At 64.5% G+C, this 19892-nt stretch carries 16 protein-coding genes; 8 read left to right on the top strand and 8 right to left on the bottom strand.

The annotated features are described in order from the left end of the window. Nucleotides 1–89: 89 nt before the first annotated feature. Together AC1RQK_RS31045 and AC1RQK_RS31040 are read right to left on the bottom strand one after the other, a co-directional pair. A complete protein-coding gene (locus tag AC1RQK_RS31045) occupies nt 90–518 on the bottom strand; it encodes an ExbD/TolR family protein (RefSeq protein WP_043344052.1) in 429 nt (142 codons plus the stop codon). A gap of 6 nt (nt 519–524) precedes the next feature. Next, nucleotides 525–1145: a MotA/TolQ/ExbB proton channel family protein gene (locus tag AC1RQK_RS31040; RefSeq protein WP_492813192.1), complete on the bottom strand. Its 621-nt coding sequence runs from the start codon at nt 1143–1145 to the stop codon at nt 525–527. A 1064-nt stretch (nt 1146–2209) separates the two neighbouring features. Here AC1RQK_RS31040 and xseA point away from each other — a divergent pair. Continuing rightward, nucleotides 2210–3595, top strand: coding sequence for an exodeoxyribonuclease VII large subunit (xseA, locus tag AC1RQK_RS31035; protein ID WP_492813156.1), 1386 nt, complete (start codon nt 2210–2212; stop codon nt 3593–3595). A gap of 153 nt (nt 3596–3748) precedes the next feature. After that, complete coding sequence (sodB, locus tag AC1RQK_RS31030) at nt 3749–4330, top strand: superoxide dismutase [Fe] (RefSeq protein ID WP_492813154.1); 582 nt, start codon at nt 3749–3751, stop codon at nt 4328–4330. Between the two features lie 209 nt (nt 4331–4539). Here the strand turns inward: sodB and AC1RQK_RS31025 are convergent, their stop codons facing one another. The 6 genes from AC1RQK_RS31025 to AC1RQK_RS31000 are packed head-to-tail and all read right to left on the bottom strand — an operon-like array spanning nt 4540 to nt 10486. Further along, on the bottom strand, nt 4540–5574 hold the full coding sequence (locus AC1RQK_RS31025) for a type VI secretion system protein TssA (RefSeq protein WP_492813152.1): 1035 nt from the start codon (nt 5572–5574) through the stop codon (nt 4540–4542). 2 nt (nt 5575–5576) lie between these two features. Further along, nucleotides 5577–6617, bottom strand: a complete 1041-nt coding sequence (tssG, locus tag AC1RQK_RS31020; protein ID WP_492813150.1) for a type VI secretion system baseplate subunit TssG — start codon at nt 6615–6617, stop codon at nt 5577–5579. Nucleotides 6618–6619: 2 nt separating this feature from the next. After that, a complete protein-coding gene (tssF, locus tag AC1RQK_RS31015; protein ID WP_492813148.1) occupies nt 6620–8500 on the bottom strand; it encodes a type VI secretion system baseplate subunit TssF in 1881 nt (626 codons plus the stop codon). A 4-nt stretch (nt 8501–8504) separates the two neighbouring features. Beyond that, the gene (tssE, locus tag AC1RQK_RS31010) at nt 8505–9035 is read right to left on the bottom strand and encodes a type VI secretion system baseplate subunit TssE (protein ID WP_492813146.1); all 531 of its coding nucleotides are present in this window, start codon (nt 9033–9035) and stop codon (nt 8505–8507) included. After that, nucleotides 9028–9864, bottom strand: a complete 837-nt coding sequence (locus AC1RQK_RS31005) for a type VI secretion system accessory protein TagJ (RefSeq protein ID WP_492813144.1) — start codon at nt 9862–9864, stop codon at nt 9028–9030. Before AC1RQK_RS31005 ends, tssE begins: the two co-directional genes overlap by 8 nt. Continuing rightward, on the bottom strand, nt 9854–10486 hold the full coding sequence (locus tag AC1RQK_RS31000) for a TagK domain-containing protein (protein ID WP_492813142.1): 633 nt from the start codon (nt 10484–10486) through the stop codon (nt 9854–9856). Before AC1RQK_RS31000 ends, AC1RQK_RS31005 begins: the two co-directional genes overlap by 11 nt. Nucleotides 10487–10995: 509 nt before the next feature. On the opposite strand from AC1RQK_RS31000, the gene tssH reads away from it, so the two are divergent. The 6 genes from tssH (at nt 10996) to AC1RQK_RS30970 (ending at nt 19826) form a co-directional block, all read left to right on the top strand. Further along, entirely contained in the window at nt 10996–13728 is a 2733-nt protein-coding gene (gene tssH / locus AC1RQK_RS30995) for a type VI secretion system ATPase TssH (protein ID WP_492813140.1), read from the top strand. Between the two features lie 51 nt (nt 13729–13779). Then, nucleotides 13780–14313 carry a type VI secretion system contractile sheath small subunit gene (gene tssB / locus AC1RQK_RS30990; RefSeq protein ID WP_492373355.1) on the top strand — a complete coding sequence of 178 codons (534 nt, stop codon included), beginning with the start codon at nt 13780–13782 and terminating at the stop codon, nt 14311–14313. Nucleotides 14314–14362: 49 nt separating this feature from the next. Continuing rightward, a complete protein-coding gene (tssC, locus tag AC1RQK_RS30985; RefSeq protein ID WP_492813138.1) occupies nt 14363–15856 on the top strand; it encodes a type VI secretion system contractile sheath large subunit in 1494 nt (497 codons plus the stop codon). Nucleotides 15857–15984: 128 nt separating this feature from the next. Further along, complete coding sequence (locus AC1RQK_RS30980) at nt 15985–16470, top strand: Hcp family type VI secretion system effector (protein ID WP_043344077.1); 486 nt, start codon at nt 15985–15987, stop codon at nt 16468–16470. Nucleotides 16471–16545: 75 nt separating this feature from the next. After that, a complete protein-coding gene (locus tag AC1RQK_RS30975) occupies nt 16546–17145 on the top strand; it encodes a T6SS effector amidase Tae4 family protein (RefSeq protein ID WP_492813136.1) in 600 nt (199 codons plus the stop codon). A gap of 11 nt (nt 17146–17156) precedes the next feature. Further along, the gene (locus AC1RQK_RS30970; protein ID WP_492813134.1) at nt 17157–19826 is read left to right on the top strand and encodes a type VI secretion system Vgr family protein; all 2670 of its coding nucleotides are present in this window, start codon (nt 17157–17159) and stop codon (nt 19824–19826) included. Nucleotides 19827–19892 lie beyond the last annotated feature (66 nt).

Genomic DNA, 19892 nt, shown 5'->3' with positions numbered 1-19892 from the left:
AGCGAGCTACCCAGTCATTATGGGCACCTTGCGGCGCCCGCCGCAAGGTGCGGCTCGCAGCGGGGGATTGCATCCCCGCGCCGGGCCGCTCAGCGCGCCTGCGAGCTCTGCGTGGCGAAGGTCAGGCGGGGCAGCCCGGCCAGGCGGGCGGCTTCCATGACGTTGATCACGGACTGATGCGTGGCCTGCGCATCCGCATTGACGATCAGCACGGGCGGCTGGCCATCGGCCGGGCCGGCTACCTCGCGCAGGCGCTGGGCCAGGCTGGTCACGTCCTGCTGGTCCATGACCTGCTTGTTGATCGAATAGACACCCTTGGCGGATACGGATACCACGATCTCGCCGGGGCGCTGCTGCGCCTTTTCGGCGTCGGCGGTCGGCAGCTGGATCTGCAGCTCGGTATAGCGCGAGTACGTGGTCGTGATCATCAGGAAGATCAGGATCACGAGCAGGACGTCGATCAACGGGATGAGGTTGATCTCCGGTTCTTCACGCCGCTGGCGGGATCGGAAGTGCATGGCGTATCAGGCGCGGCGCTGCGGCAGGATGGCGTCCAGGAAGGCGGTGGCGCGGAATTCCAGCTCAGCCACGTAATCGTCCACGCGCCGGCGGAAGTAGCGCCAGAAGATCAGTGCCGGAATCGCGATGATCAGGCCGAAGGCGGTGTTATAGAGCGCCACCGAGATGCCATGTGCCAGCTGCTCGGGGCTGGCGCCGGCGCCACCCTGGCTGCCGAAGATCTCGATCATGCCGATCACGGTGCCCAGGAGGCCCATCAGCGGTGCGACCGAGGCGATCGTGCCTAGTGCGTTCAGGTAGCGCTCCAGCTCGTGCGCCACGGCGCGCCCGGCTTCCTCGACCACTTCCTTGGCGGCATCGCGCGACGTCTGGGGCTGCAACACCACATGGCGCAGGCCAGCGGCCAGCACGCGGCCCAGCGGGGAGTTCTGCTCCAGCGTGTTGACCACCTCCGGCGTGGCGCGGCGCTGGTGCGCCACCGACAGAGCTTCGTCATACAGCTTGGGCGGCAGCACCTTGCTGCGCTTCAGGCTGAGGAAACGCTCGACGATCAGCGCCAGGGCGATGACCGAGGCGAGCAACAAGGGCCAGATCGGCCAGCCGGCAGCTTGAATGATGGAAAACACGTGGAACCCCGAGTCAACGGCTTGTGTGCTCATGCCAAGCGCCGCGGCCGTGCGCGCGCTGGCTATGTTCGAAAATGTTCGAAAAAATCAGGCGCCACTCTAACCCGCAGCACCGGGCGGGGCAAGACGCAGCATCGCGGTGTGTCTGCCGCGCATCGTGCGCGCAAGGCGCTGGAGGCGGCGACTGGCGGGATGTCCACATGGAACAGGGACAGTGCTGTGGATGAATTGTGGACAGAGGGCTGACAAGGCGGTCAAGTCACTGATTGATAAGGAAAAATTGTGTGCCGCTTAAAAAACGGGCAAACGGCGGGTGACGAGGACATCCTCCGCGCGCGCGCGAACCGCGCAAAACCGGAGTCCGCTCTATCCACATTAAAACAGGACAGTGCTGTGGACCGTTTGTGGACAGGCGCCTGAAAAGAATGCTAAGTCATTGATTGGAAAGGCGGGTATACACGGTGCCTAAATAATGTGCAGGGCACGCCAGATGGGCTTCGCGGGGGCCTCCAACGCCCCGTGAATGAAAAAATCCCGCCATGTCTCCCCCTTTCCACATTCCGCCGGGACAGTCTTGTGGACGGGTTGTGGAAAACTATCTGAGAAGCTACTTAAGTCATTGATTGAAAAGCGCTTCATACGTGCTGATTAAAAAATGGGCAACAGCCATTTGCACGGTGTTATCCAGTCTCCGTGCTCATGCTCAGGACATGGCCATGCCATGTCGCGACAAGGAGGCCTTGCGATCTCTTTTGGCTGCCGGATGGGCGTTTCCGGCGGGCAGGAAATAGTTCTCCACAGGCAGCGCGTTCTACCCAAGGTTGTCCAGAGTTCCTGTGGATAACTTTGTGAACAAGCCGGGGGTGCGGCCGGTAAGTGTTTGACGCATAAGGGGTTTGCTTACATTGCCTAAAAAATAAGACAGCCGAAAGCGCATAAGAATCAAAGGCTTGTGTCAAGTCATGGGGCTTTGCGGGGTTATTGCCTCCCCCACCCCAAGAGACTTGACAGACCAGTTATGCTGTGGACATGTCAATTCCACGCCGCTTGCCCGGCCGTGCGCCATGTCAGAACCGCTGAACTTTTCGCGTGAAACCCAGCCTACGGCCCCTCCCGGGGCGCGTGAGGCGATTCCCGTCGGAGAGCTGAACCACGCGATCGCCCAGGTACTGGAACGTAGTTTCCCGCTGACCTGGGTCCGGGGCGAAATCTCAAATTTCACACGCGCCGCCAGCGGCCACTGGTATTTCTCGCTCAAGGACGCGCGCGCCCAGATCCGCTGCGTGATGTTCCGCGGGCGCAACCAGCATGTCGACTTCACGCCGCGCGAGGGCGAGGCGGTCGAGGTGCGGGCGCTCGTATCCATGTATGAGGCGCGCGGCGAGTTGCAGCTCGGCGTGGAGGGCATGCGCCGCGCTGGCCTTGGCAATCTGTATGAGGCATTCCTGCGCCTGAAGGAAAAGCTCTCGCAGGCCGGGCTGTTCGCGCCCGAGCGCAAGCGGCCGCTGCCGGTCCACGCCCGCACCATTGGCGTGATCACCTCGCTGCAGGCGGCGGCCCTGCGCGACGTGATCAGCACGCTGCGCCGGCGCGCCCCGCATGTGCCCGTCGTGGTTTACCCGGTGCCGGTACAGGGCGCCGGCGCTGCGGCGAAGATCGCCGCCATGATCGACACCGCCAGCGAGCGCAACGAATGCGATGTGTTGATCCTGTGCCGCGGCGGCGGCAGCATCGAGGACCTGTGGTCGTTCAATGAGGAGAGCGTGGCGCAGGCCATTGCGCGCTGCGCCGTGCCGGTGGTCTCCGGCGTGGGCCACGAGACCGATTTCACCATCGCCGACTTCGTCGCCGACGTGCGCGCGCCCACGCCCACCGGCGCCGCCGAGCTGGTCAGCCCGGACCGCAGCCATATGCTGATGCAAGCCAGCCGCGCGCGCGACGCGCTGGCCCAGTGCATGCAGCGCCAGCTCGACCGGCGCGCCCAGAACCTCGACTGGCTGGCCCGCCGCCTGCGCAGCCCGCAAGCGCAGCTGCAGGAGCGCCGCCTGCAGGTCGACAACCTCATGCGTCACCTGCGCTCCGCGCTGCGCGATACCGTGGCCGCCCAGCGGCACCGCCAGCAGGTGCTGGCCATGCGCTGGGCGGCTGGCCGGCCCGATCTGGCCCAGGCTCAGGCAGAGTTGCGCCGCACCGCGCTGCGCCTGCGCGACGCCACGCAGCGCCAGGTTGAGCGCGCCGGCCAGCGCTGGCAGCGTGCCGCCGGCACGCTCGAGGTGCTGGCGCCGCAGCGCACCCTGGAGCGCGGCTATGCCGTGCTGCTGGACCAGCGCGGACGCGCCTTGCGCTCACCGTCGGAGCTGCGCGCGGGCACCGTGATCGAAGTCCACCTGGCCGAAGGCGTGGCCGATGCCAGCCTCGCCAGCGTTCAGCCCCGGCTGGTGGAACGCTAAGCCCGGCGCGCGTCGGCGGACCGCCGACAGCGCTTGCATATCGATCAAACTAATATGATCGAAGGGGCTTTGTTTGCCGCGTTTGCGCGGGTATGGCAAGTCCCCTACAATCGACAATTCCTGATCTTCAACCCCACAGAAAGAGACAGAACAATGGAACATACTCTCCCCCCGCTGCCTTACGCTCATGATGCGCTCGCTCCGCACATCTCCAAGGAGACCCTGGAGTTCCACCACGACAAGCACCACCAGACCTACGTCACCAACCTGAACAACCTGATCAAGGGCACCGAGTTCGAAAACTCGACGCTCGAAGAGATCGTCAAGAAGTCCTCCGGCGGCATCTTCAACAACGCTGCCCAGGTGTGGAACCACACCTTCTACTGGGACTCGCTCAAGCCCAACGGCGGCGGCCAACCGACCGGCGCGCTGGCCGATGCCATCAACGCCAAGTTCGGCTCCTTCGACAAGTTCAAGGAAGAATTCACCAAGACCGCGGTCGGCACCTTCGGTTCGGGCTGGGCCTGGCTGGTGAAGAAGGCCGACGGCTCGCTGAACCTGGTCTCGACCTCCAACGCCGCTACCCCGCTGACCACCGACGCCAAGCCGCTGCTGACCTGCGACGTGTGGGAACACGCTTACTACATCGACTACCGCAATGCCCGCCCGAAGTATGTCGAGGCATTCTGGAACGTCGTGAACTGGGACTTCGCCAGCAAGAACTTCGCTGGTTGATCTGGCGAGCGGTTGCCGCTGCACAAGACATTGAAAAATGGCCCCTGGGATTCAGGGGCTTTTTTTTGTCTCGATGGCGGACCCGCGTCAGCGTTGGGGGCGCTACCCATGCCGGCGACCGCGGCAGTCGCTCGAAACAATACATTCTGGTGTCTCCGAGCATACTTAAAGATGCATCGAACGATGCGCTCCCCCGAACGGTTGGAAGATCACGAATTGTCCTGCGCCCAGCGCTCCACCAGCTCGGCGGGGATTGCCTGGAACACTTCATCGAAGCGCTTGCCGGTCAGCCGCTCGGCTTGCCTGAGCAGTAGCGCCACGGGGCTGCTGGGTTCATGTAGTTCGAACCATTGACGAGCGGTGCGCACGCCGGCCAAGGCGGCATCGCGGTCCCGCGGCATGGCGGCGGCGGCATGCTCGGTGGTCGCTATAGGGGAAAGACCACCTGCGGCACCGTCGCCTGTCGAGGCCGCGACGCTCAAATCGGGCCGCGGCGCGACGGCCACGACATTGCCCGTCATCGTGCCGAGTAGCTTGAGCAGCGGGCTCAGGTCAGGGCGGTCGTTCTGGAGGTTGGCTTTTGCCCAGTCGTCGATGGCAGCGGCATATCCTGCGGCTTCGTCCAATGCGAGGAGGGCGGGGCTGTGCTGCTGGCGCAAATCCTGCAATTGCAGGCGCACCGATTCCGGCGCCGGGGCGTCCACGGGCCGTGGCACACCGAGCGAACGCTCGACGTCCCGGACCTGCAGCCGTAGTGCGGCATTGCCCGTGATCGTCAACGCCCGCACGTCCCGCATCAGCCCGTCCGGGTCGGCCAGTGCGGCCAGTGCGTTGGCGCGCATGGCAGGATCGGCTTCGCCATCGACCATCAACTGCGGATGGATCGCATCCGGCCATTTCGTCAGCAGTTGCGCCAGCGCCTCGAGGCCGTCTCTCAGCCCGGCCGTCTGGGCTAGCCGAGTACGGCACCGCAGCTGCAGCACCAAAATGCGGATGTCGCGCGTTCGCAAGAGCAGGCGCTGGCAGTCGCGCTCCAGCTCGGCCCAGTTGCAGGCTTCCGGCTCACTGACGAAGTCGCCGTACTGTGCGTCCGCCTTCGGAGCGGCCTTGGCCAGAAGCACGACGAATTCAGGGTCGTACTCCAGGTCATCGCCGCATGGCCTGTCGGGAGAGACCGGTTCCAGCAGCTCCGGGAAGGGAAATTCAGGTCTTGGCGCCGGCACGGGCTTGGTTTTGGCTTTCATGGTCAATGTGTCGCGTAGTGTTCGGGCTCGAACACCATGCCGGTGATGGCGCGGCTGCGATCCGGTTCGCCCAGCCACGTAGACCAGCCCAGGCGTTCCTGTGAGCCCAGGATGGTGGGTGGCGCCGAGTCAGGGATCACCTGCAGCTCGGCTTCCCAAACGAATTCATGGCCTACGAAGGCGCGCACCCATTCAATGAGCGTCGGCAGGTCCCGGCCGTTGGGCGTAAAGTTCAGGTACTGCTGCAGCCCGAGCGGACCGATCACCAGGCGGAACTTGTGCTGCCGGTCCGGTACCATCTCGCCAAGCATGGCGCCTTGCCCCATGACGCTGGGGGCGCCCGGATGCCCCAGGCGGCTGTGTTCGGCCGGATCGATGGCGATCCAGTGCAGCACATATTCTTCCAGCCTGACGGATACCCCGAAGAAGTGCGAGAGCGTGGCCGCAATGCCATCGGGATTGCGTGCTTCGCGCACCTGATGCGCACCGGCGGCGAGCCGCGCGTGCGAGGGCAGGGGACTGTGCGCGATCTCTTCGGCTTCGTTGCCCGTCAGCCAGCCGATATAGCGGGAGAACACCTCGTCGTCGCGCCGATCGAGGCCCGCTGCGGCTTGCGAGCCTGCCCAGGCACGGTAGAACTGCGTGAAAGCGCGATGGTGGAACAGATCCAGAAAATCCGCGGTGGTGCTGTCCCGGTGTGTTTCACTGCGCTCCCGTACGATTTCCGTCAGGTGGATCGGCAGTGCCCCATTCGGCCCCAGCATGCCCAGGCCAAACAACTGCACCTTGAGCCGGCCAGGCAGCGGCTGCACCTGCGCGATCTCGCGGGGCGCGAATGTGAGCGCGGCCTGCTGGCCAGCCCGGAATGGCTCGTCGCGCGGCCGGCTGGCCTGCCCGATCGGGGGCAAGTCAGGGTGCCGGGCGGACAGATGCCGCAGGAGCCCCAGAAAGCTCAGCTTCCACGGCGCCTGGCCGGCGTAGCTTCCTGGCGGCGCCGGGGCCGTTAGCGCTGGCGGCGCGTTGTCGTCGTGTCCTTTGTACATGGCTACACGGCGCTACGGCCGCCCATGCGCACGGGCCAACGATGCACCAGGCCGCGTTGCATCGAGTGCAGTTCGGTCTGCGTGAAGACGTTGACTGACACGTGACGCGCCAGGAAATGCTCCAGCACCACGCCGAACAGGTATGGGCTGATGCCGGAGAAGCCGCCTTCGTCCACGGTAAGCTGGCACTGGATACCACGGCCGTAGATCAACGGGCCGTTGCCCGGCAGCCGTCGCATGACCGGCTCCACCTTCGAGCCGATCAGGCTCTGGATCTGCGCCTGGTGCGCCAGATCGTCGCTCGCCACGAAAAGCCGCAGCATGTCACGCAGACCCTGGCCGCCCGAGCGATGCTCCAGGTCGGTCAGCGACAGGTAGTTGAAGCCCAATAGCCGGATCAGCCGCCAGGCCATTTCGCCGTCCGCATAAGGTGGCCGAGGTGCCGACGGCGCGCGGATCAGGCCGATCCCGTCCACGGGGATGGATGCCGCCGGGGTCAGGTCGTGCAGGCCATTGCGCGGTACCAGATTGGGCAGGTCGCGATTGGTGGCCAGCGACTCCACCGACAGGTAGCGCAAGGTGTCCGGGTAAGGGGCCTCGTGCTGGTCCACCAGCGACACGAACAGCTCGGTACCGACGTATGCGGTGCGAGTGCCGTACTTGCGAGCCTGCTCCGAGAGCATCCGGCGCTCGCGCCGCAGGGAAAAGTAGCGGCCGTGATTACCCTCGTCACTGTTCAGCGTGGCAAAGAGCGGCTGAAAGGCGATGCTGGCGCTGTGCTCGGACTTTTGCCCGGATAGCTGCTTGACGGTGTAGATTTCGTAGTCGAGCGGATGCTGTCGGTCGGCGACCAAATGGAAGTCGGTGCGCCCGGGTGTGATCTCGATGCGATCGGTGCGTTTCGGGAACAGATTGACCACCGGTGTGCAAAAGAGCGCGAACTGATCCCGGTCGACCTGGCTGGTCAGATTGCCAGGCGGCTTTGACAGCAACACGACGATCTCGGCCTCCTTGCCGCGGATCCGGCCGAACCCTTGTGCCAGCTTGTTGAGGCCGAAGAAGTAGAAGCGCTGCGGGCATGCGAAATACTCATGCAACAGGTTGTGCCCAAAGAAGTTGTTCCACGGCAACGGCAGCGCGCCCTCGCCCGGACCCATGCCCACATAGCTGACGGCATCCTCTGTCACCGCGTAGGGGCGTTCGCTCATGGCGCCGGGCTGTCCAATCAGCGTGGCGACGCCGGCGCTGTGCAAGAGCTCGAACAGGTGCGAGGCGATCTGGTCGTCCCCGCACAGATAGACTGGCAACTGGTCCAGGCCGGGCAATTGATCGAAGTTGGCCTCGCGCGTGCAGCGCAGGCGTAGGCGCAGCGCTCCCTGTACCGTCAGGTGGGCAGGCACATAGCGCTCCAGCCCGCGAATGTCCGGTGGAATGCCAGTGAGCCGGGCTTCGGTGATTTCGAGCGGCCACAGCGTCAGCGGTTGCGTGGTCCTGAACTGGCAGGCCGTCTTCTCGCCCGGCGCCGGCGCGGCATCGAGCTGCGCGCCGCGCGGCACCTCCACGCCGCGGGCAAGATTTCCCGCGATCCGGCTGGGGCGGAACTGTGCGACAGCAATCGACGGCGTCGGCGCAACGTAGTTCGGGTAGACCACCTCCAGCAGCCGCTGCGTAAAGCGCGGAAACTCCGCATCGAGCTTGATCTGGGTGCGCGCCGACAGAAAGCAGAACGCCTCGATCAGGCGTTCCACATAGGGGTCGGCCACCTCGGTGCCATGCATGCCCAGGCGCCTCGCCACCTTCGGGTGCTGATTGGCGAATTCCCCGGCCAGCTCGCGCATGTAGACGAGCTCGCGGTTGTAATAGTCGAGCAGTTGCGGATCCATGGCGTCAGGTGGTGTGAATCGATTGGACGCTCATCCGGCTGGTTTCCAGGTCGAGCGAGCTTTGGGCAGTGAATGCCATCGGGTACGGGTCCATATGGATCAGGCCCTTGATCTCGAAAACCAGGGTGTTGTAGCGCTGCGGCGCGTCTTCCTTCAAAAGCGGCTTCACGTCCAGCGAGCCGGGAATGAGCCGGGGCTCGAAGTCCAGGATGGCGCGCCTGACGATGTTGACGATGTCGTTCCACTTGTGCTCGGACAGGTAACTGCCGGCGACCGGTGGTACCCCGTAGTTGATCGTCGATGCCGCGGCAGCGGGATAGAGCTCGCGGTCAATCTCATCCTCGCGGTTGGTGGTATTGAGCAGATAGGTGAGATCGCGCTGGATGATCTCGCGCATCTGGGCGCGCGTGACGGTGTATTCGTTCGCGCTTTCGGTCTGCCGTTGGGGCGCGTCGTCGCGCAGCCGGTCAAAGAGCGTCGGCAGCAGCTGCGTATTCGGGCGGCGTGGTACCCGCGGCGGGCGGTGGTCAGCCATGCCCGGCTACCAGAGTGAGGGTCGCCACATCGAGCATGGCCACATCGCCCGCATCCGTCATCCAGGTCTTCTGGCCGAATCCGATGACACCGGTTTCGCCCACTTCGGCCCAGTTGGTTTCGCGGGCGAGCCGGATGGCGTCGCTACCCTGCTCAGAGTTGGGGTAGCGCACCGGCATGAAGCCACGGCTGACCACACCGTCGGAGAGCGTCACGGTGGCCGGGCGCCACAGCAGATCGAGCAAGCCGGCAGGCTCGGCCAGCTCAAGCTTGTGCATCTGGGCAAAAGGCAGCCAGGCGTAACGGCCCCCCGCCACGATTTCGCAGGTCGGGCCCAGGCGCGTGTCGGTGTCGGTGATCCACGCGAAGCGCACACCGTCGTGCATGCCGGGCGAGGCCGGGACCTCCGACAGTGCCAGGTTGCGGCTGCTATCGGCGGCGGCGATGTCACCGGCTTCGGTTTGTACGAGCGCGACGTGCAGCCCGGACATCCAGGCCGGGGCCGGCAGCAGGGTGCCGGGGGCGCGCCGGCCTGCGAAGACCTCGCGCCGGAACACCTCCGCGCGGATCAAGTCGCGGTAGACATGCGCGGTTTGCGCAAAGTCGGGTGCGAGCTGCGTGGCCACCTGCAGTTGCCGGAGCGCGCGCGTCCAGTCGCCAACCACGCACAGCCACTGGAATAGCTGCCAACGGAAGTCAAATGAGCCGGGCTGCAGGCGCACCAGGCCTTCCGCTGCGCAGAGCGCGCCGGCGGCCGAACCGGTTCGGCGCAGGACTGAAGATAGCCCGGCGTCGCGTGTGCTTTCGGGGGCTTGCGTATCAAGCGCCATGATCGGGCTCCGGCGTTGGCATTGGCGTTTGCGTTTGTGCCTGTGCCTGTGCCTGTGCAGGGCGGTAGGCGCTATCCATCGAGACGAGGTGGTGTTCGCGGCGGGTAAGGGGAGCGGCGACGTCACGGCGCCTGGTGGGCACGATGTCCCCTGCGAAGAGCCAGAGCACGTCCGGCGCAGGCGGGATCACAAAGAACGGGTAGTCATCCAGGGTCTGCGGGGAGCCAATCAGGGCGTTGATGTGGCCGGCGGTGGCAAGCATGTCCATCAAGCTGTGGGTATGGTCGGCCTCGCGTGCGAGCCTCTGCAGCGGGTTCCGAGCGGTCTCCGCCGGTACAACCGATGCCGCCCCAGTGGTGGCCCCCGGGTGGGCGCTCAGGTAGTCGGGATCGCGCAGCGCCGCCTCGGCCTCGCGTTTGAGCTGCTCGATCACGTCAGTCCGATCGGGGGCAGCAGTTTGCGCTGTGCGCTCGCCAGCGGCTGGTCTCAGCACCGAGAACGGATCGGCAGTGCCCGGGTGCATTCCGCCGAGCGCATCCCAAGGCCAGGGCGTATCGCTATCGCGGTCGAATCCGGGGTCGGTGGCGCCGGTCCCTGCCGGGAGGGGCTGCGAGTCGCTCATGACCTTGCCTCGCTAGTGATAGGTTCAGGAATGGACCCGATGATAATCGAAAATCACGGCTAGACAAAATGCAAACGGATGTCATTAATTGCGGTCTGCGCGATGGCTTTGAATTAAGGATCCGTTGTCCTAATGTTTTTAGGACTTGTCCTATAAAAACGCCGCTATTGTCCTATAAAACGCCGAAATTTTCGGAATCAATATTGGGAAATTTCCGAATCTTTCATGTCTCGGTTCGTGAGCGTCGTAAATTACTGCGCCTCCATGCTGGACGTGATAGACGCACACGTATTGGTCACTTGGGGCTATTTGACTACCAAGGATCCACGGCGATCAGGCTTCCTGTCTGGTCACGGAAGCCGCACTGCGATGATCACGGAAGGGGTTTACGCATCTAATGTTTTTGCCATATCCTAAAAAGGGGTTAATCAAGAACTCCATCGCAAGAACTCCATCGGGCAAGCGCAGTCGATCGCAGTCGATCATTCAAAAAAAGAGCAAGGCATCAAATGGACATTTCGCGTCAGGCGCTGTTCGGCCGACTCAATCCCACCCTATTCAAGGCGATCGAAAGCGCGACCGCCTTCTGCAAACTCCGCGGCAACCCGTACGTGGAGCTTGTGCATTGGCTGCACCAGTTGCTGCAGGCCCCCGATGGCGACCTGCAGCGGATCCTGCGCCATGCCGGCGCCGACCTGCCCGCCCTGGAAGCCGACCTGACGCGCGCGCTGGGCTTGCTGCCAGCCGGCGCCACGTCGATCAGCGACTTCTCGTTCCAGATCGAGTCCGCCATGGAGCGGGCGTGGGTCTACGCGACACTGGCCTTCGCCGATGACCACGTGCGCGGCGCCTACCTGCTGAGCGCACTGCTCAAGACGCCGGAATTGCGCCGTACGGTGCTGGGCATCTCGAATCAGTTCGCGAAGGTACGTGCCGATGACCTGGTCGAAGCCGTTCCCGCGTTGGTCGCGCAGTCGCCCGAAAGCCGGGAAGCGGCCTACGACGGCAGTGGCCTCGCACCGGCCACGCCTGGCGAGGCCAGCGGCGCCTTGGCGCCCACGGGTTCCGGCAAATCTGCCCTTGGCCAGTACTGCCTCGACCTGACCGAGGAGGCCCGCGCCGGCCGGCTGGATCCGGTGATTGGCCGCGAGCACGAGATCCGCACCATGACGGACATCCTGCTGCGCCGCCGCCAGAACAATCCGCTCTTGACGGGAGAGGCTGGGGTTGGCAAGACCGCCGTCATCGAGGGACTCGCCCAGGCCATCGCTGCGGGCACGGTGCCGCCGAGCTTGAAGGATATCCGGCTCCTGAGTCTCGACGTCGGGGCGCTGCTGGCCGGCGCCAGCATGAAAGGTGAATTCGAGGCACGGCTGAAAGGCGTGCTGGAGGAAGCCGCCAGGTCCCAGAAGCCGGTGATCCTGTTCGTGGATGAAGTCCACACGCTGGTCGGCGCCGGCGGCCAGGCCGGCACGGGCGACGCTGCCAATCTGCTCAAGCCGGCGCTGGCGCGAGGCGCGCTGCGCACGATCGGTGCTACCACCTGGAGCGAATACAAGCGCCACATCGAGAAGGATCCGGCGCTCACGCGCCGGTTCCAGGTCCTGCAGGTGATGGAGCCAGAAGAAGCCAAGGCTGTCGCCATGGTGCGGGGGCTGGTCGCCACCTTCGAGGCGCACCACCGGGTGTTCATCCGCGACGAAGCGGTGCGTGCCGCCGTCAAGCTCTCCCATCGTTATATCCCCTCCCGGCAGTTGCCGGACAAGGCCATCAGCCTGCTCGACACGGCTTGTGCCCGCGTGGCGCTGTCACTGCACGCCCCACCGGCAGAAGTCGAGCACCTGCGCCAGCAACTGGCCGCTGCCGACGCCGAATGCGCGCTGCTCGCCAAGGATGCCGGCTTCGGCAAAGCAGATGCCGAGCGGATAGCCGGCGTACATGCCCGGCGCGCGCAGATCGATGCCGACCTGGCGCAGGCCGAAGCGCGCTGGGAGCGCGAACGAAGCCTGGCGAGCGACCTGGTCGCACGCCGGCAGGCGCTGGTCCAACCCCCGGCGATCGAGCCGGTGATCGAGCCAGCGAGCACGGCGCAGCCTCAGCAGTCTCTGGCTGAGCTCGAAGCCGACCTTCGTGCGGCGCAAGGGGAGGCGCCGCTTGTGTACACGGAAGTGGACGAAGCCGTGGTCGCGGCCATTGTCGCCGACTGGACGGGCATCCCGGTTGGGCGCATGGTCGCGGACGAGGTGGCCACGGTCATGCGGTTGCCGCAGACCCTTGGCACTCGCGTCATCGGCCAGGACCACGCGCTGGCCCAGCTCGGCGAGCGTGTCCAGACCGCCCGTGCGCAGTTGACCGATCCCGGCAAGCCGGTCGGCGTGTTCCTGCTGGTAGGCCCCTCCGGCGTCGGCAAGACCGAGACGGCCCTGGCGCTGGCCGATGTCCTCTATGGCGGCGAGCAGAGCCTCATCACCATCAACCTCTCCGAATTCCAGGAGCCGCACACTGTGTCGACCCTCAAGGGCGCACCGCCAGGCTATGTCGGCTACGGCGAAGGGGGCGTGCTGACCGAAGCGGTGCGCCGCCGGCCCTACAGCGTGGTGCTGCTTGACGAGGTCGAGAAGGCGCATGCCGACGTCCACGAAGTCTTCTATCAGGTGTTCGACAAGGGCTACATGGAAGACGGCGAAGGGCGCCACATCGACTTCAAGAACACCATCCTGCTGCTCACCAGCAACGCTGGCTCGGATCTCCTGGCGAATCTCTGCGAAGACCCGGCGCTGATGCCGGAGCCCGCCGCGCTGCGTGACGCGCTGATGCCGGAGCTGCGCAAAGTCTTTCCGGCGGCGTTCCTCGGCCGCCTGGTGATCGTGCCCTACCTGCCGCTTGCCGCCGAACACCTCGGGCGCATCGTGCGCCTGCACCTGGGCCGCGTCGTGGCACGCATGCACGACCAGCACGGCATTGCGCTCACCTATGGCGACGCCGTGGTCGAGTTCATCGTGGCGCGCTGCCCGGTTGGCGAAACCGGAGCTCGCCGTTTGATCAGCTTTATCGAGCAGGTCGTCCAGCCGCAACTGGCTCGCCTGTGGCTGTCGGCGATATCGGAGAAGCGCCAGCTGGCCGCGATCGACATCCGGCTGGCGGGAGAGCCGCCAGATGCGCCCGCACTGACCTATCACACCGAGTACCGTGCCGGCCACGACGCTGTTGGGCCGGAATATCCCGAAGCCGAAGCGGCCTGACGCCGTGCGGCACGTCCTTGCAACCCCTCTTGTCACCCGTTGAGGAGACCTATGTCTGTTGTGAACAGTTCGCAGAAATTCATCGCGCGCAATCGCGCGCCACGTGTGCAGATCGAGTACGACGTTGAGGTCTATGGCTCGGAGAAGCGCATCGAGTTGCCCTTCGTGATGGGCGTCCTGGCCGATCTGTCGGGCAAGCCCGCCGAGCCGCTGCCGCCGGTCGCCGACCGCAAGTTCCTCGAGATCGATATCGACAACTTCGACGAGCGCATGAAGGCGATGAAGCCTCGTGTTGCGTTCGCGGTTCCCAATACGCTGGCCGGCGGCGGCCAGCTGATGGTCGACATGACGTTCGAGAGCATCGAGGACTTCTCGCCAGCGGCGGTGGCCGGCAAGGTCGATGCGCTGCGGCAATTGCTGGAAGCCCGCACGCAACTCGCGAACCTGCAGACGTACATGGATGGCAAGTCGGGTGCCGAATCGCTGATCAATCAACTGCTGCAGGACCCCGCGCTGCTGCAGTCGCTCGCCAAGGCGCCCAAGCCCCAGGCTACCGATGGCGACGCCCAGGCGTCCCAGTCCTGACCGGAACGGCTTCTTGCCTACCTGAACAACCTTATCAAGCAAGGATTCCATGGCTTCCGCCCAACAAAAGCAACAGCAAGCCCTCGCGACCGTAGAGCAATCGGACTTCGCCGCACTGATCAGCCGCGAGTTTTCGCCCAAGACCGACCAGGCCCGCGAAGCCGTCGATCTCGCCGTCAAGACCCTGGCCGAGCAGGCGCTCGCCAGCGCGTTCACCATGAGCGACGATGCGTACAAGAGCATCGAAGCCATTATCGGCGCCATCGACACGAAGCTCTCCGAGCAGATCAACCTGATCCTGCACCACGAAGCCTTCCAGAAGCTGGAGTCGGCCTGGCGCGGCCTGCATCACCTGGTCTCGAACACCGAGACCGACGACAAGCTGCGCATCCGCGTGATGGATGTGTCCAAGGACGACCTGCGTCGCACGCTGCGCCGGTACAAGGGCATCGGCTGGGACCAGAGCCCGTTCTTCAAGCGCATCTACGAAGAGGAATACGGCCAGCTCGGCGGCGAACCGTACGGCTGCCTGGTCGCCGACTACTACTTCGACCACACCCCGCCCGACGTGGAACTGCTGGGTTCGCTGGCCAAGATCTCGGCGGCCGCCCATGCGCCGTTCATTGCCGGCGCATCGCCGTCCGTGCTGCAGATGGACTCGTGGCAGGAGCTGGCCAATCCGCGCGACCTGTCCAAGATCTTCCAGAACCAGGAATACGCGCCGTGGAACAGCCTGCGCAACTCGGAAGACGCACGCTACGTGGGGCTGGCCATGCCGCGCTTCCTGTCGCGCTTGCCATACGGCATCAAGACCAACCCGGTTGATGAATTCGACTTCGAGGAAGACACCGACGGCGCCGACCACCGCAAGTATGTGTGGAGCAACGCCGCCTACGCAATGGCGGTGAACATCAACCGCTCGTTCAAGCTGTACGGCTGGTGCACGCTGATCCGCGGCGTGGAGAGCGGTGGTGTGGTGGAGAACCTGCCGTGCCACACCTTCCCGACCGACGATGGCGGCCTCGACATGAAGTGCCCCACCGAAATCGCCATCTCCGATCGCCGTGAAGCCGAGTTGTCGAAGAACGGCTTTATCTCGCTGGTCCACCGCAAGAACACTGACTATGCGGCCTTCATCGGCGCGCAGTCGATGCAGAAGCCGGCCGAGTATTACGACGCCGACGCGACGGCCAACGCCAACCTGTCGGCACGGCTGCCGTACCTGTTTGCCTGCTCGCGCTTCGCCCACTACCTGAAGTGCATCGTGCGCGACAAGATCGGGGCCTTCAAGGAGCGCGAGGACATGCAGCGCTGGCTCAACGAATGGATCATGAACTACGTTGACGCCGACCCGGCCAACTCCTCGCAGGAGACCAAGGCCCGCCGTCCGCTCGCGGCCGCCGAAGTTGTCGTCGAGGAAATGGAAGGCAACCCCGGCTACTACAGCGCCAAGTTCTTCCTGCGCCCGCACTTCCAGCTCGAAGGCCTGACGGTGTCGCTGCGACTGGTGGCGCGCCTGCCATCGGTCAAGGACGCTGCCTGAGCGTCGTCCGAAGCCTGAAATGTACCGGTAGTCCCACATCAGGCACCCCCGCCCCTGATCCCTAGGGGGCGGGGGCCTTGTTGTGGCTCTTGTCTGCAGTACCTGTCTTAACGTGAAGGAGTTTTGCAATGGCACAGGACATTTTCCTGAAGATCAACGGCATCGACGGCGAGTCGCAGGACACCTCGCACAAGAACGAAATCGAAGTGCTGGCCTGGGACTGGAGCATCGAGCAGCAGTCCACCATGCACGCGGGCAGCGGCGGCGGCGCCGGCAAGGCGACCGTGTCGGACCTGTCCTTCGACCACTTCATCGATCGCGCTTCGCCCAACCTGATGAAGTACTGCCTGACCGGCAAGCACATCAACGAAGCGGTGCTGGTCGTGCGCAAGGCCGGCGGCAATCCGCTCGAATACCTGAAGCTCACCATGACCGACGTGGTCGTCACCAAGGTGAGCCCGAAGGGTTCGGTGGATGACGAGTTGCGCATGCGCGAGAAGGTCTCCCTGTCGTTCTCCAAGATCAAGCAGGAGTACGTGGTGCAGAACGCCCAGGGCGGCAGCGGCGGCGCCGTGACCGCGGGCTACGACATCAAGGGCAACAAGGAAGCCTGATTGTCTTGACCGTGCCCGCCGGCCACGCTTGACGTAGCCGGCGGGATCGCTGACCTGATCTGACCATCAACGGACATGGCTCTCTCACTGCGCTTCGATGACCTCTGGCATGCCTATCCGAAGCCCGAGCACGGCGACGAGGCCGCCCTGCGCCGGTCCCGGCTGGCTTTGTTCCGCCAGATTGGCTGGGAAAGCCGCGTTGACGATCCGGCCTGTGAGAACGCCTGCGCGATCCGAATGAGCCTTGCGTTAATGGCGTGCGGCGTCCATGTGGACGGCAACGATCCGATTCTGCTCGGCCGGTACAAGGGCATGAAGATCGAGACCAGCCGGGCACGCCTGGCCGAGCGGCTGAGCGGTCCGGCTTACCTGGGCGCCCCTCGTCGGCTCGATGTCACGAACCTGCGGGGTCTGATGACATGGACCGAGCAGGGGATCATCGCCTTTGACGAGACGCCCGGCTACGACGGCGGGCACATTGACTTGCTGCGAAATGCCTGGCTGGCCTCGGCGTTCGAATCGCATGACCTGCATCGTGTGCTGGCAGCTTCGACGCGGCGCATGGCGTGGCGCGACAACAAGCTCGGCTACGAGGACATGGGCTACGCCGACATGGCCGATGCGGATGGCAGCTACGAGTTCCGCTCAACGCTTTACTTCTGGCCACTGGCCTGAGAGATGACCTCATGAGCATGCGAAATGACGTGGAGAACCTCATGGGAAGACGGCGCCGGACAGTCAGCGTCTCCAGTGCAGCCATCCCCGATCTGCTCGGGCAGCCGCAGCTGGAATTTGTGCGGCTCTCCGGCCATGAAGGCTTGAGCGAACTGTTTACCTACAAGGTCGATCTGCGCGCGGTCTCGCCAGCGGCCGAGCAGTTCCTCGCCGAGGCGGACCCCGATGAAATGATCGGGCGCGAGATGACGGTGACGATCGAGCTCGATGGCATGGGCACGGGCCTGCTGGGCGGTGTTGGTGCCGGGCAGCGGGAGATCACGGGTGTCATCTCGGAGATCGAACAGGTTGGCGGCGCTGCGGAGAATCGCCTGTACCGGTTCACGCTGCGACCCTGGCTGTGGCTCGCCACACAGACTTCGGATTTCAAGCCCTTCCAGAAGAAGACCGTCATCGAGATCCTGGATGAGGTCCTGGCGGACTATCCGTTCTCGGTGGAGAAGCGTCTTGACGTATCGATCTACCCCAAGCTGGTCTGGGAAGTGCAAAGCGGGGAAACCGATGCCCATTTCATCCAGCGCCTGACCGAAGAATATGGCATCACGTACTTCTTTGAGCATGACGGTGGGCACCATCGGCTGATCCTGGCCTCCGAAACGGGAGCGTATCGCAGTTTCCCCAGTGAGGCCTATCACACGCTGCCCATCTATCCGCATGGATTCAAGGTGGATCAGGAACATCTGGTGCGCCTCGATCCGGTCAACCGCTTGCGCACGGGCAAGGTCACGCTGAATGACTATGACTTCCGCAAGCCGCGGGCGAACCTGACCACCGACAACAGCCAGCCACGCGAAACCGGCTTCGCCGACTTTGAGCGCTACGAGTACCCGGGCGACTATGTCGAGCCGGCGGTAGGCGACATGCGGGCGAGGATTCGCATGGAAGAGCGCCGTGCCCGGGGCCGGCGCGTGCGCGGTGTCGGTGCCTTGCGTGGCGTGGCGCCGGGCTGCACCTACACGGTGAGCAATCACGGCAATCCCGCGTTGAACCGGGAGTTCCTCGTGACCAGCACGACGTTCGACCTGGAGGACGTCGGCGGCGAGTCCGGCAGCCGGCAGCGGTTTGCCTGCCGCGTGGCTTTTGAAGGCCATCCCACCGACGAAGTCTTCCGGCCGCCGCGTACGGTCGGCAAGCCGCGCGTCGCCGGCCTGCAGCGCGCGGTCGTGACCGGGCCGAAGAACCAGGAAATCTGGTGCGATGAGCACGGGAGCGTGAACATCCAGTTTGAATGGGACCGCTATGGGAAGCACGACGAGAACTCTTCACCGTGGATTCGTGTCGTCAACGGCTGGTCCGGCGAGCAGTTTGGCGCCATGCATATTCCGCGTATCGGCCAGGAGGTCATTGTTGCCTTCCTCAATGGCGATCCGGATTGCCCGCTGATCGTCGGGCGGGCACCGAACCAGCTCAATATGCCGCCGTGGGCGCTGCCGGGGCAGCATGCGCTGTCGGGGATTCGAAGCAAGGAGTTGTTTGGCGGGCGCCACAATCACCTGTTGATGGACGACACGCAGGACCAGATACAGGCGCAACTGTCCTCCGATCACCAGGCCTCGCAGCTGAATCTGGGCTATCTGACCGGGGTGCCCGACAATGCCGGGCGCAAGGACAAGCGCGGCGAAGGCTTTGATCTGCGCACCGACGGCCACGGTGCCGTACGCGGCGGGAAGGGCTTGTTCTTTACCGCGGAAGGGCAGGCCGCCGCAGTGGGTGGGCACCTGTCGCGCGACGAGTTCATCCGCTGCATGGAAGCGGCGCTGGAGGCGGCCAGGTCGTTGGGCGACTATGGCCATGCGCATGAAGGGCTGGCCGCCGACACCGAGCCGCAGGCCAGGCTCACGCAGGCCGTCAAGGAATGGCACGCTGGCGCCAACAATCATCAGGATGCGCCAGGCGAGGGAGGTCAGCCCCTGATCGGAGCCTATGCGCCGGCGGGTATGGCGTTCGCCACGCCCAAGGTGCTGACTACCTATGCCGGCAAGCATATCGACACCGTCTCCAGGCTCAACCAGCACCTGACGGCGGGGCAGCGGTTCATCGTCAACGCGGGTCAGGGGATCAGCAGCTTTGCGCACAGCGGTGACATCCGCACCCTTGCCCACAAGGGCAATGTCATGACGCAAGCGCAGGGCGGCAGCGTCATGACCAATGCGTTGAACGACATCACGATGACGGCCACCCATGGCGCGATTCTGCTCAACGCCAAGGCCAGCATCACCTTCATGAGCGGCAATGCGGGTATCCGTATCGCCGATGGCTGCGTCGATGTCTTCGGGCCGACGCGCGTGCACCTTAACACCGGAGACTTCGACGTGCCGGGCGCGCAGAGCATCCATGGTGCCTTGCCGCGATTCGAAGCCGCCGATACGGGCCGCTTGTTCCGACTGGTGCGCCCGCTTGACAACCAGCCGGTGGCGAACATGCCTTACCGGATCGTGAAGGCAGACGGCAGCGTGGTGACGGGAGTCAGTAATGCCAAAGGCGAAACGGATCTCTACGCATCCGACGCGGCGGAAGCGCTCTCGATAACGTTCGGTAAAGAGCCGTCCGGCGATGGCGGACCGGTTGCCGTGCAAATGCCGCAGGCAGGGGCGAACGGCGAGGGGACTGAACGTGCATAGATTCTCAGCTGGCGCGGATCGGGACGTCTCCGAGGGCTGGTTGCGCGATGTCGACCGCGAGAAGTT

Source organism: Cupriavidus sp. GW822-FHT02D05 (assembly GCF_058802485.1).
This window is presented reverse-complemented; position numbering and strand designations above follow the sequence as displayed.

What these genes read in the sequence shown, in the direction of transcription:
- AC1RQK_RS31045 (WP_043344052.1), bottom strand. Translation starts at nt 518, where the DNA reads ATGCACTTCCGATCCCGCCAGCGGCGTGAAGAACCGGAGATCAACCTC.
- xseA (WP_492813156.1), top strand. Translation starts at nt 2,210, where the DNA reads ATGTCAGAACCGCTGAACTTTTCGCGTGAAACCCAGCCTACGGCCCCT.
- sodB (WP_492813154.1), top strand. Translation starts at nt 3,749, where the DNA reads ATGGAACATACTCTCCCCCCGCTGCCTTACGCTCATGATGCGCTCGCT.
- AC1RQK_RS31025 (WP_492813152.1), bottom strand. Translation starts at nt 5,574, where the DNA reads ATGAAAGCCAAAACCAAGCCCGTGCCGGCGCCAAGACCTGAATTTCCC.
- tssG (WP_492813150.1), bottom strand. Translation starts at nt 6,617, where the DNA reads ATGTACAAAGGACACGACGACAACGCGCCGCCAGCGCTAACGGCCCCG.
- tssF (WP_492813148.1), bottom strand. Translation starts at nt 8,500, where the DNA reads ATGGATCCGCAACTGCTCGACTATTACAACCGCGAGCTCGTCTACATG.
- tssE (WP_492813146.1), bottom strand. Translation starts at nt 9,035, where the DNA reads ATGGCTGACCACCGCCCGCCGCGGGTACCACGCCGCCCGAATACGCAG.
- AC1RQK_RS31005 (WP_492813144.1), bottom strand. Translation starts at nt 9,864, where the DNA reads ATGGCGCTTGATACGCAAGCCCCCGAAAGCACACGCGACGCCGGGCTA.
- AC1RQK_RS31000 (WP_492813142.1), bottom strand. Translation starts at nt 10,486, where the DNA reads ATGAGCGACTCGCAGCCCCTCCCGGCAGGGACCGGCGCCACCGACCCC.
- tssH (WP_492813140.1), top strand. Translation starts at nt 10,996, where the DNA reads ATGGACATTTCGCGTCAGGCGCTGTTCGGCCGACTCAATCCCACCCTA.
- tssB (WP_492373355.1), top strand. Translation starts at nt 13,780, where the DNA reads ATGTCTGTTGTGAACAGTTCGCAGAAATTCATCGCGCGCAATCGCGCG.
- tssC (WP_492813138.1), top strand. Translation starts at nt 14,363, where the DNA reads ATGGCTTCCGCCCAACAAAAGCAACAGCAAGCCCTCGCGACCGTAGAG.
- AC1RQK_RS30980 (WP_043344077.1), top strand. Translation starts at nt 15,985, where the DNA reads ATGGCACAGGACATTTTCCTGAAGATCAACGGCATCGACGGCGAGTCG.
- AC1RQK_RS30975 (WP_492813136.1), top strand. Translation starts at nt 16,546, where the DNA reads ATGGCTCTCTCACTGCGCTTCGATGACCTCTGGCATGCCTATCCGAAG.
- AC1RQK_RS30970 (WP_492813134.1), top strand. Translation starts at nt 17,157, where the DNA reads ATGAGCATGCGAAATGACGTGGAGAACCTCATGGGAAGACGGCGCCGG.